An 11555-nucleotide genomic window follows, 5' to 3' on the forward strand; every position below is an offset into this window, starting at 1 on the left:
GGTGCTCGACAATCACGGTCGCCTTTTGCTCGTTGATGTGCCTGGCCACCTCGCCTATGATCCGCTCGATGGTCGCTACGACTCATCGATCTTCACCGAGAACCAGACAACTCAGGACCTGTCGAAGGCGGGTGACAAGCTCACGAAGAGCGTTTACGAATACGTCGTCACCGACTCGGAGGTCGAGCGATCGTTTGTTAAGGCGCTGGACGTGAGCAACGAGGTGGTTGTGTACTCAAAGCTACCACGCGGGTTTTTCATCCCGACTCCTGTTGGCGATTATAATCCCGACTGGGCCATCGCCTTCCGCGACGATATTACGAAGATCAAGCACGTCTACTTCGTCGCGGAAACCAAAGGCTCCATGTCCACCCTCCAACTCAAGGGCGTCGAGAGCGCGAAGATTGAGTGCGCCCGTAGGTTTTTCGCCTCACTCAACGGCAATCCCGGACACGACAGCGTCAAATACGACGTCGTGAATTCGTTTGATTCGCTGCTGCAACTTGTGGGGGCGTGAAGGAGTGACTACTTTCAGGTTTGGCGAAATCAAGCGCGGAGGGAGTGCGGTCACCAACCGCCGTGCCGCAAAGTGCTAAGAGCAGCGAATCTTTGAAAGGGTCCCGCGTGCCAGCAGAACCGCAGGTATGGGGTATTTCCGGATAAGCGTCTTGATCAAACGCTGTTACTCCTCGAGAGTGCGAACCAGTTCTCGCTGATAGTGCCGTTGACTTTCAGCTTGCCCTCCCTGTACGAGACGTACAACGACTGGATCGACTTGGGCTGAGAATCAAGGTCTGCCGTGTCTGCAATTTGGCAAACGGGGAGCAGTTACGCACGACGCCGCACTAACCACTGTCCGCGCAGACATATTCGATCGAGGTCGCGTGCGCGAGGAGGCAGGAGCGGAGGCGCTGATGAGTCACTCTTCTCAGATCGTATCGAGACCCTAGGGACGTAGGACGTCTCGTCGATCGGGACGGCGGAGGTGGAGCCGGAGACAACGTCGCCGGCTCGGCGATTTTGCAACTGTCGTGCACGGTCGTGCGGCCCACGAACTGTGCGGTTGCGCGCCGCTTCGGCCTCGCTCCGCGTGGACGTATCGCAGAAAAGATTAGCTTCCTGGGACTCGCGGTCGCCTCACGGGCGAAGCCCGAGCGCTCGTCGGATCTCGGGCGCACGTTTGTCTCGGCAAGGCGTCTCGTGGCGGGACGTCTCGCTTTGGGTTCGCGAGGGGGTTTTTGAGGCGGAGCCGCACCACAGTTGCTTGGCCTCGGGCGCACGTCCGATAGATCGTTGCGCTCGGCTGCACCTCGACGCGCCCGTCGCTGCTGGGATCCAGCAGCTGCAAGCTCTGCGTCGTGGCGCCGGGGGAGCAAGGCCGTAGTCGAGCGCTCTGGGGTGAGGATGCGCCTCGAGTGAGCCGAGGGGCAAGTCGGTGCCTTCGCGTGTTGCATCAGCCGATTCAGCCGGATCGTGATTGCTCTACTCACACCGCCACCCTGCTGACGGAGCGCGGGTCATCCGATTGTCGTTCGAGGTGCGTCGGGAGCGTCAGTGCACCCTTGCGCGAGGGAGGGAGCCCGTCGCGGCGCGCGCCGTCACCCTCCTACTTCCGCCGGTTCAGCACCTTCGTCCCCACCCCCGCGATCGCCGCACCCACGATCGGCGCCACCAGGAACACCCACACCTGCCCCAGCGCATCCGGCCCTGCGAACACCGCGGCAGCAATGGACCGCGCCGGATTCACCGACGTGTTGCTCAGTGGGATGCTGATCAGGTGCACGAGCGTCAGCGTGAAGCCGATGGCCAGCGGTGCAACAGCCTTGTACTCGCTCTTGGCGGTGACGGAGAGGATGACGGCGACGAAGATGGCGGTCAGGACGATCTCGGTCAGCATGACCGCGCCGAGGCCGAAGCCGCCAGGCGATCCAGCGCCGTAGCCGTTGGAGGCGAAGCCGGAGTCGCGGGCGGCGGCGAGGTAGCCGGCGGGGCCGTCGGCGGCGACGAGGAAGACCACTCCGGCTCCGACGAGTCCGCCGAGGATTTGGCTGACGATGTAGCCGGGGATGTGCTTCCACTCGGTGCGGCCGGCAATGGCGAGGCCGACGCTGACGGCGGGGTTGAAGTGGCCGCCGGAGATGTGGCCGACGGCGTAGATGCCGGCCATCACGGTGAGGCCGAAGGCGAGGGCGACGCCGAGGAAGCCGACTCCGAGCGCGTTGCCGGAGTCGGGGAAGGCGGAGGCGAAGACCGCGGTGCCGACGCCGCCGGCGACCAGGAGGAAGGTGCCGAACGCCTCCGACGCGTAGCGCGCTCCGGCCGAGTACTGCTCGGCGTGCTCGGTGCGCTGCTCGCTCGTGGTGCGGCTGGCGGTGTTGGGGCGGGCCATGGTCGTTCTCTCTCTCGGGGACGGGGGCGTGCCTGCGGGGTCACCGGGCACCGGGATACTCCAGCACCGGGCGGCGCGGCCGGAGCCGGGTCGCGGAGTGCTCTCAGGCCCCGCGGCGGCGCGCGTCCGTGAGCGGCCTTCGACCACTCGCTCCGCGGCCAGCCCACAGATACCCATACGCAGATGGCAGCCACCGTAGCGGCGGGCATCGGCCGCCACGTCCTCAGGCCGACGACAGGCGTGAAACCACCGCCGGATGGCATGTGGTCGCCGACGATGAAGGACCCCGATCCTCAGCTGGCCGACGTCTCCCGACTTCGCGGGAGCAGCCGATGCCGAAAAGGCCCGCGGCCGCTGACCGCACTTCACCCGGCTACGACGGTCCCGTGATCCCGTTCCAGACGGACTGCAGGCTCTCCCCGCCCACGCCGGCCTCCGCATCCTTCGCCGCGAAGAGCGCCAGTCGCTCCTCCTCATCGGCTCGCTCGTGCTGCAGGAATCGATGGAGAGCCGTTTGATTCAGGTGCCCCAGAGGCGCCTCCAGCATCAGCTCGAAGGGCGCATTGCCGTGAATGCGCACCATCTCCGTCAGCTCGGGGTGCGTCCGCGCAATGGTCAGGAGGACTGCCGTCGGCGTCGAATGGTTCGACAGCAGGCCGCCAGCGATCCCCGAGTCGCCCAGAGCTGCGAGGTGGGCGAAGGCCTCGTCGGACAGGTCCTCGCTCACTGCGGCGAACCACCACTGATCCTCGCGAGTGCCGTGGAAGGTCAGCCATTCGGCACTCCGTCCTGGGCTGCTCGGCCAGGGCGGTCCAGCGAAGAAGCCTGGGACCACGGTTTTTCCTTCCTCGACAGAGCGGGACAGCATTCGGCACGGCAGCGAGGGCCCCAAAGAGGCGGGCTCGAGTCATCAGGAGGGACGCCCCACGCAAATGCCAGCCACTGTAGCGAAGGGCCGCAGCGGGCATGTACCCGAAAGAAGGACAGGCGGGACTCGCCGCCCAGGTGGCACGACATGGAGTACAAGAACAGCCCCCGAGTCCAGCCCGATGTCGCGAATCACCCCACTCTTCTCCTCCGCCGGTCCCCCTGCTACGGTGCCCTAAACCGGTTTACACAACGGTTCAGACACCCCGGCGACGAGCGAAGGAGTTCTGATGGCGAGCAGACCGACGATCCTCGACGTCGCGCGTGAAGCCGGCGTGAGCAAGGCGCTCGTCTCGTTCGCGCTCAACGACCGGCCCGGCGTCTCGCCCGACTCGCGTGAGCGGATCCTCCGCGTCGCCGCCGAGCTCGGCTACCGGCCCAGCCTGACCGCGCGCTCCCTCTCGACCAGCGTCTCGTTCGCGGTAGGCCTCGTCGTGGCCCGCGACCCCGAGGTCATCGCGGCAGACCCGTTCTTCCCCTCCTTCATCTCCGGCGTGGAGCGCGTGCTCGCCGAGCGCGGTCGCGTGCTGGTGCTCAGCGTCGTCGATCCGGGCGCCTCCGAGGAGGCCGTCTACCGCACCCTCGCTGCCGACCGCCGCGTCGACGGCGTCTTCCTCACCGACCTCCGGAAAGACGACTCCCGCCCGGAACTCCTAGCCGAGCTCCAGCTCCCCGCGGTCACGCTCGGCTGCCTCGAGGGCTCCACCTCGCCCGCCGTCGTGATGGACGACTCCGCGGGGATCACGGAAGCCGTCAGGCACCTGGCGGGGCTCGGCCACCGCCGCATCGCCCACGTCGCCGGGCCGGACCACCTGCTCCACTCCTCCCGCCGCCGCGACGCCTTCACGAAGGCCTGCACGGAGGCAGGCCTCGAGCCCACCGCGCCCCTCGCCACCGACTTCAGCCCGCAGCAGGGCGCCGAGGCCACGGAGCGACTCCTCGATCAAAAGACCCCCCCCACCGCCATCGTCTACGCGAACGACCCCATGGCCATCGCCGGCCTCGGCGTCGCGCACTCCCGCGGGCTGCGCCTCCCCGACGACCTCTCGGTCACCGGCTTCGACGACTCCGAGATCGCCGCCCACGTCTACCCGTCGCTGACCTCGGCCCGCACGCGCCCCGCGCACTGGGGCGAGGAGGCCGCCCGCACGCTGCTCGACCTCATCGAGTCCGGCAGCGCCCCCGACGTCGACCTCGAGCCCGCCGGGCTCGTCGTGCGCCACTCGACCGCGCCTCCGCGGCCGTCGACCCACTGAAGACGCGGGCGCACCGTCGCGCCCGCCGGACAAGGAGAACACCATGGCCCCCTCGACGACGAGACGCTGGCTGACCGGGATCGCCACCGCCTCCCTCGCGACCCTCGCCCTCACCGCGTGCGGCAACGGCGGCGGAGCGTCGACCGACCTCACCGCCACCGGACCGATCACCATCTGGTACTCGAACAACGAGCAGGAGGTGCAGTGGGGCAAGGCGATGGTCGACGCGTGGAACGCCGATCACCCCGATGAGGAGATCACCGGGCAGGAGATCCCCGCGGGCAAGAGCAGCGAGGAGGTCATCGGAGCGGCGATCACGGCCGGCAACGCGCCGTGCCTCGTCTTCAACACGGCCCCGAGCGCGGTCGGCCAGTTCGAGCGCCAGGGCGGCCTCGTCGACCTCTCCTCCTTCGACGGAGGCGCCGACTACATCGAGACCCGCAGCGGCGATCTCGCCGAGCAGTACCAGAACGCCGAGGGCGCGTACTTCCAGATGCCGTGGAAGAGCAATCCGGTCGTCATCTTCTACAACAAGGACCTCTTCGCGAAGGCGGGCCTGGACCCCGAGAACCCGTCGCTGTCGACCTACGACGACTTCCTCGCCACGTCGAAGACGCTCGTCGAGTCGGGCGCCGCGCCCGCCGCGATCCAGCCCGCGCCCACCAGCGAGTTCTTCCAGACCCAGTTCGACTTCATGCCGATGTACGCCGCGGCCACCGGAGGGACGAGCCTCGTCGAGGACGGCAAGGCCACCTTCGCCGACGACCAGGGCTACGAGGTCGCCGACTTCTGGAAGAGCCTCTACGACCAGGGCCTCGCCGGCCGCGAGCAGTACCAGGGCGACGCGTTCGCCGACGGCCAGGCCGCGATGTCGATCGTCGGCCCGTGGGCGGTCTCGGTCTACAAGGACCTGAACTGGGGCTCCGTCTCGGTGCCCACCCCCGAGGGCACGCCCGCCGAGGACACCTGGACCTTCAGCGACGCGAAGAACGTCGGCCTCTACTCCGCCTGCGCCAACAAGGGCACGGCCTGGGAGGTGCTGAAGTTCGCGACCAGCGAGGAGCAGGACCGCTCGCTGCTCGAGACCACCGGCCAGATGCCGCTGCGCACCGACCTGCAGACCACCTACGCCGACTACTTCGACGCCAACCCCGCCTACCAGCGCTTCGGCGACCAGGCGAGCCGCACCATCGAGGTGCCGTCGGGCCCGAACACCGTGCAGATGCTGCAGGCGATCCGCGACGCGTGGGGCAAGACGGTCATCTTCGGCGAGGGCGACGTGAAGACGGCGCTCGACGGAGCGGCCGAGACCGTCACCGGGCTCGCCGGCCAGCAGTGACCCGGCCGTGACCACCCTCACCCGCCGGCCCGCGCCGGCCGGGGCACCGGGGAAGCGGAGCCTTCTGCACCGCGTCCTCGGGCCCCAGCCCCTCGGGCTGCTGTTCGGCAGCCCCTACCTCCTCTTCGTGCTCGCGGTCTTCGCGTTCCCGGTCGTGTACTCGGTCTGGATCGCGTTCCACGACTTCTTCTTCGCAGCTCCCGGCGTGCAGGTGGAGCGGCCGTTCGTCGGCCTCGACAACTTCGTCACGGCGTTCTCGAGCCCGCAGGTCATCCGCTCCTTCGGCAACATCGGGATCTTCCTGGTGATCAACGTGCCGCTGACGGTCGTGCTCTCGCTCCTGCTCGCCGCCGCGCTCGACAAGGTCGTGCACCTGCGGACGTTCCTCCGCGTCAGCTTCTACGTGCCGTACGTCACGGCGAGCGTCGCGGTCGTCGGCGTGTGGCTGTTCCTCTTCAACGGGAACGGACTGGTCAACAGCCTCCTCGGGCCGCTCGCGCCGGATCCGTCCTGGCTGATCAACGAGCAGCTCGCGATGCCGATCATCGCGCTCTACGTCACCTGGAAGCAGCTCGGGTTCTACATCCTGCTGTACCTGGCGGCACTGCAGAACGTGCCGAAGGAGCTGTACGAGTCGGCCTCGACCGACGGCGCCGGACGCATCCGCCAGTTCTGGTCGGTGACCGTGCCGAGCGTGCGGCCCGCGACCCTCCTGGTGCTGCTGGTGTCGACCGTCACCGGAGCGAACCTCTTCACCGAGCCCTACCTCCTCACCGGCGGAGGCGGCCCCAACGGCGCGTCCGCCTCGCCCGTGCTGCTGATGTACCAGCTCGGGATCCAGCAGGGGCAGCCCGACGTGGCCTCGGCCATCGGCGTGGTCCTGGTGCTGCTGGTGCTGGTCATCGCCTATATGCAGAACCGCTTCGCGGGGGAGAGGAACTCATGAGCACCCTGTCCAGTGCCGGAGGCGCCGCCTCGGCCGTGCCCGCCGCCGTCGCCCCCGAGAAGTCGCCGCGGAGGCGCCCCGTCGGCTCGAGCCGCGGAGCCGTGATCCTGCGCGGAGTCGTGCTCGCGATCGGCGCGATCGTCTTCCTGTTCCCCTTCTACTACATGATCGTCGGCTCCCTGCAGACGGATCCGGACCCGACGCTGGCGGGAGCGATCCCGGAGCCGGGCAACCTCACGCTCGACAACTACGTCAACGTGAACGAGCGGATCAGCCTGCTCACCGGCCTGGTCAACTCCGGGATCTTCACCGGCGGCGTGCTGCTGTGCACGGTGTTCTTCGGCGTCCTCGCCGGGTACGCGCTCGCGATGCTGCAGTGGCGGGGGCGCAACGCGGTGTTCGCGCTCGCCCTGCTGGTGCAGGTCATCCCGTTCCAGCTGCTGCAGATCCCGCTCTACGTGCTGATCGCGCGCGACTACGGCCTCGCGGACAGCCACCTCGGGATGATCCTGCCGTTCGCCATCAACTCGACGGCGGTGATCATCTTCCGGCAGTACTTCCTGCAGCTCCCCAAGGAGCTGTTCGAGGCGGCCCGGATCGACGGCGCCGGCGAGCTGAAGCTGCTGTGGACGATCGCGCTCCCGCTGGTGCGGCCCGCGCTGGTGACCGCCGTGCTGCTGACCTTCATCGGCCCCTGGAACGAGTTCCTCTGGCCGTTCCTCATCACCAAGGACGCGTCGCTGCAGCCGCTCGCCGTGTCCCTGGCCAACTACATCTCGAACGTGGCGTCGTCGACCGACAACCCGTTCGGGGCGATCCTCGCGGGAGCCGTCGTGCTCGCCGCGCCCGTCGTGGTGCTGTTCATCGTGTTCCAGCGCTACTTCGTCTCGACCGATCTCGGATCCGGAGTGAAAGGCTGACCATGTCTCCCACCCTCACCACTGTCCCCTACCGTCTCGAGCGCGTCGGCGTCGTGATGGAGCCCGCCCCGGGCGACGCGCTCGAAGCCGAGGGGGTGCTCAACCCCGGCAGCGGCCGCGGACCCGACGGCGAGCTGTACCTGCTGCCCCGGATGGTCGCCGCCGGCAACGTCTCCCGCGTGGGGCTCGCCCGCGTGGTCGTCGAGGATGGCGTGCCCGTCGGAGTCGAGCGGCAGGGCGTCGTGCTCGCGCCCGACCGCGGCTTCGAGCAGGGCGCGCACAACTCGGGCGTCGAGGATCCGCGGATCACGTTCATCGAGGCGCTCGGGCTGCATGTGATGACGTACGTCGCCTACGGGCCGCTCGGGCCCCGCACGGCGCTCGCCGTGTCGGAGGACCTCCGCGACTGGCGGCGCCTGGGCCCGGTGACCTTCGCCTACGACGACGCGCTCGACATCGACCTCGGCCTGTTCCACAACAAGGACTGCGTGTTCTTCCCCGAGATCGTCGAAGCGCCGGACGGCACGCGCTCGTTCGCGGTGCTGCACCGGCCGATGTGGGACCTCAGCGAGACGAAGGCGGGCGAGGGCATCCGCCTCCCGGCAGGGATCGAGGACCCGCGGCAGAGCATCTGGATCAGCTACGTGCCGGTCGACGAGGTGGACCGGGATCTGGCGAACCTCACGCGCTGGACGCGGCACCGGTTCCTCGCGGGCCCGGAGTTCCCGTTCGAGGAGCTGAAGGTCGGCGGCGGACCCGTGCCGCTGCGCGTGCCCGAGGGCTGGCTGCTGATCCACCACGGGGTCACCGGAGTGATCGACAGCGCCTTCGCGCAGCAGCAGCACGTGAACTACTCGGCCGGAGCGATGCTCCTCGACGGCGACGACCCGTCGCGGGTGATCGCGCGCACCTCCGAGCCGCTGCTCGAGGCCGAGACGGAGGAGGAGCGCAGCGGGATCGTCCCGAACGTCGTCTTCCCGACGGCGATCGAGGAGATCGACGGACAGCACTACGTCTTCTACGGCATGGCCGACTCGAAGATCGGCGCGGCCCGCCTCGTCCGCACGGACGGCTGACAATGCCTCGCTGGCCGAGTCCGCCTCCGGCGAACGCCTGTTTTGCTGATCGAGTCCACCTCCGGCGAACGCCTGTTTTGCTGATCGAGTCCACCTCCGGCGGACATCTATTTTGCTGATCGAGTAGCCCGCGCAGCGGGCGTATCGAGATCCACCACCGCCTGGACACCGGGGTCTCGATACGCCGCTTCGCGGCTACTCGACCACCAAGAGCCCGCGCAGCGGACGCCTTGTTGTTCGAGTCCGCCCTCCGTCGGACGCCTTTCTTGCTGATCGAGTAGCCCGCGCAGCGGGCGTATCGAGATCCACCACCGCCTGGACACCGGGGTCTCGATACGCCGCTCCGCGGCTACTCGACCACCAAGAGACCCGCGCAGCGTTCGCCTTGCTGATCGAGTCCGCCCTCCGCCGGACGCCTTTCTCGCTGATCGAGGAGCCCGCGGAGCGGGCGCCTCGAGATCGGCCCCCGCACCCCCACCTCAAGGAGAGTTCGATGACGAACACGCTCACCAGGTCGGCGGCCGTCCTGGCCGCCGCCGCCCTCACCGTCGGGGGCCTCGCCCTCGGCGCGACCCCCGCGCAGGCGGCCGAGCCGCTGACGAACACGGCGCACCTCGACTTCCTCCTCGACACCGCCACTCCGGTGCCCGAGCCCGGCCACACCACCTACCGGCTCGACGAGGAGCCGACCCTGGTCATGCCGTGGACCTACGCCGACGCCCGCGACGCCGACGCCCGCGACGGCGGCACCTTCGAGCGGGTCGGCGGCGGCCGCCTCGATCCGGCGACCGGCGACTACGAGCAGGGGGCGTTCAACACCGACGACATCTCCCGCGCCGCCGTCGTCTACCTCCGCCACTGGCAGCAGACCGGCTCGACCGAGAGCCGCGAGAAGGCCTTCGAGACCCTCCGCGCCCTCGCCTACTTCCAGACCACCGAGGGCGACGACGCCGGGAACGTGGTCCTCTGGATGCAGACCGACGGGGAGCTGAACGCGAGCGCCGAGCCGGTCGAGCTGCCGGACCCCAGCGACTCCGAGGACAGCTACTGGCTCGCCCGCACGCTCTGGGCGCTCGGCGAGGGCTATGCGGCGTTCCGCGACACGGATCCGGAGTTCGCCGCCTTCCTCCAGGAGCGGCTGCGGCTCGGGGTCGGTGCGGTCGACCGCGAGGTGCTCACGCGCTACGGCGAGTACGCGCAGGCCGACGGCGTGCAGGTGCCGGCCTGGCTGATCGTCGACGGCGCCGACGCCACCTCGGAGGCGCTGCTCGGCCTCTCCGCCTACCTCGAGGCCGCTCCCGACGACTCCGCGGTGCGCACGAGCACGGCCGAGCTCGCCGAGGGCGTCGCCGCCTACGCCCGCACGACGACGGAGGCGGACACCACCGCCTGGCCGTACGGCGCGATCCTCCCGTGGACGAAGTCGCGCACGCTCTGGCACTCCTGGTCGTCGCAGATGGCCGGGGGACTGGCCGCGTCCTCCGCGGCGCTGGACGACTCCTCCCTCCTCGAGCCCGCGATCGTCGACGGCGCCCGCTTCGCTCCGGAGCTGCTGACCGCCGGCGGTCCGGACAACGGCTGGAACCCGACTCCGACCGACCGGGTGCAGATCGCGTACGGAGCCGACTCGCGGCTGCAGAACTCGCTGGCCCTGGCGGACGTCACCGGCTCCAGCGCCTTCACCGACCTCGCGGCCGTGCAGGGCGCCTGGTTCTTCGGCCTGAACCGCAGCCTCGCTCCGGTCTACGACCCGGCCACCGGAGTCGTCTTCGACGGGGTCCAGGCCGACGGCACCGTCAACCGCAACAGCGGCGCCGAGAGCACCATCCACGGGCTGCTGGCGATGCTGGCGCTCGACGCGCACCCGGACGTCGCCGACCGCGCGCGATCCGTCGCGACGGAGTCTTCGCGCGACGGGCTGACGCTGGTCGAGGCCGAGAGCGCGCGCGGCGGCACCGTCGTCACGCCGGAGTCGTCCTGGACCGGGGAGGCCGGCTGGAGCGGCTCCTACCTCTCGCTGACCGACCCGCGCCGCGCGGTGTCGATCCCGATCGGCCCGTCCACGCAGGACCGCGTGGTGGAGGCCGTCATCGACCAGCCGCAGCGCGGCACGGAGCGCACGCCGCTGAGCGTCTGGACGTCGGGCACGCGCCCGCTCGACCTGCTCCGCTCGACCGTCGGGTCGCAGGGGGTCACGGAGGCGTCGGGCGCGCTGCTCCCGGAGAAGCTCCGCCGCACCGTGCCGGCCGGCTCGTCGAGCGTCGAGGTCCGCCCGCTGAGCGGGCAGACGCGCCTCGACGCGCTCCTGGTGCGACCGCTGGTGACGCGCCTCGTGGTCGGAGGAGAGGGCGGCCGCACCGAACTGATCCGCAACTCCACCGACGCTGCGCGGAACACGGCGATCGGCGTCTCGGGCGGCTCCGGCACCCTGCGCGTCTACGACCGCAACGGCGCCCTCGTGCGCGAGACGACGCCGTCCGGTGCCGTCGCCGTGCAGCTCCCCGCGCAGGGCTTCGCGGTGCTCGTCGGCTGAGCCCGACGGGCGCCCCCTACGCCCGGCTCCACCCTCCAGAAGTTGCGGTACTCGCGTTCGAGTACCGCAACTTCTGCGTTCTCGGGCGCGAGGATCGCGCCGGTCGGGGAGTCGTTCATGCCGGGGTCGGGAGCGGCCGCGGAGGCGAGCTCCTTCTGCGCGTCGAGGG

8 protein-coding genes and 1 pseudogene are annotated in these 11555 nt (G+C 69.4%); 7 read left to right on the plus strand and 2 right to left on the minus strand.

Going from position 1 to position 11555, the window contains the following annotated elements:
- A pseudogene (locus tag C5C24_RS16740) lies at positions 1 to 517 on the plus strand (hypothetical protein); the annotation flags it as partial.
- A gap of 1089 nt (positions 518 to 1606) precedes the next feature.
- On the opposite strand, the gene aqpZ reads toward C5C24_RS16740, so the two are convergent.
- Together aqpZ and C5C24_RS16750 are read right to left on the minus strand one after the other, a co-directional pair.
- Positions 1607 to 2389 (minus strand): aquaporin Z, encoded by a 783-nt coding sequence (gene aqpZ, locus C5C24_RS16745; RefSeq protein ID WP_104305506.1) that lies wholly within the window; start codon positions 2387 to 2389, stop codon positions 1607 to 1609.
- Between the two features lie 373 nt (positions 2390 to 2762).
- The gene (locus C5C24_RS16750) at positions 2763 to 3116 is read right to left on the minus strand and encodes a hypothetical protein (RefSeq protein WP_104305507.1); all 354 of its coding nucleotides are present in this window, start codon (positions 3114 to 3116) and stop codon (positions 2763 to 2765) included.
- A 430-nt stretch (positions 3117 to 3546) separates the two neighbouring features.
- On the opposite strand from C5C24_RS16750, the gene C5C24_RS16755 reads away from it, so the two are divergent.
- The 6 genes from C5C24_RS16755 to C5C24_RS16780 all read left to right on the plus strand — a co-directional run bounded on the left by C5C24_RS16755 (position 3547) and on the right by C5C24_RS16780 (position 11386).
- Positions 3547 to 4572 (plus strand): LacI family DNA-binding transcriptional regulator, encoded by a 1026-nt coding sequence (locus C5C24_RS16755; protein ID WP_104305508.1) that lies wholly within the window; start codon positions 3547 to 3549, stop codon positions 4570 to 4572.
- 43 nt (positions 4573 to 4615) lie between these two features.
- Positions 4616 to 5911: an extracellular solute-binding protein gene (locus C5C24_RS16760; protein ID WP_104305509.1), complete on the plus strand. Its 1296-nt coding sequence runs from the start codon at positions 4616 to 4618 to the stop codon at positions 5909 to 5911.
- A 7-nt stretch (positions 5912 to 5918) separates the two neighbouring features.
- Positions 5919 to 6857 (plus strand): carbohydrate ABC transporter permease, encoded by a 939-nt coding sequence (locus C5C24_RS16765; RefSeq protein WP_104305510.1) that lies wholly within the window; start codon positions 5919 to 5921, stop codon positions 6855 to 6857.
- Positions 6854 to 7777 carry a carbohydrate ABC transporter permease gene (locus C5C24_RS16770; RefSeq protein WP_104238931.1) on the plus strand — a complete coding sequence of 308 codons (924 nt, stop codon included), beginning with the start codon at positions 6854 to 6856 and terminating at the stop codon, positions 7775 to 7777. The genes C5C24_RS16765 and C5C24_RS16770 overlap by 4 nt, the downstream gene beginning before the upstream one ends.
- A gap of 2 nt (positions 7778 to 7779) precedes the next feature.
- A complete protein-coding gene (locus C5C24_RS16775; RefSeq protein ID WP_104305511.1) occupies positions 7780 to 8853 on the plus strand; it encodes a glycosidase in 1074 nt (357 codons plus the stop codon).
- A 493-nt stretch (positions 8854 to 9346) separates the two neighbouring features.
- Positions 9347 to 11386 (plus strand): hypothetical protein, encoded by a 2040-nt coding sequence (locus tag C5C24_RS16780; protein ID WP_104305512.1) that lies wholly within the window; start codon positions 9347 to 9349, stop codon positions 11384 to 11386.
- The last annotated feature ends 169 nt before the right edge of the window (positions 11387 to 11555 follow it).

This window comes from Rathayibacter sp. AY2B3, from assembly GCF_002931755.1.
GTDB lineage: Bacteria > Actinomycetota > Actinomycetes > Actinomycetales > Microbacteriaceae > Rathayibacter.